Raw genomic sequence first — 213 nt, 5'->3', positions numbered from 1 at the left:
GGTCCAGTGCAGCAGCGAGGAGGGCGAGGACATCGACGCCTCGACGTTGGTGACCTGGTAGCCGTGGACCGGGTCCATGATGGTCGGCAGGAACAGCCGTCCCGGGTCGCACGTCGAGAAGCCGGCGTTGCGGTCGGGGGTCCACTGCATGGGGGTGCGCACGGCGTCGCGGTCGCCGAGCCAGATGTTGTCGCCCATGCCGATCTCGTCGCC

The 213-nt window shown here is 69.5% G+C and carries 1 pseudogene; it reads right to left on the bottom strand.

Annotated features, from left to right (window positions below):
- A pseudogene (locus IF37_RS40600) lies at positions 1 to 213 on the bottom strand (trehalose synthase); the annotation flags it as partial.

Origin of the sequence: Streptomyces sp. NRRL S-31 (assembly GCF_000718775.1) — a bacterium.
Taxonomy (GTDB): Bacteria; Actinomycetota; Actinomycetes; order Streptomycetales; family Streptomycetaceae; genus Streptomyces.
Note: the sequence above shows the minus strand (reverse complement) of the source record. Positions and strands in the feature narration are given on the sequence as shown.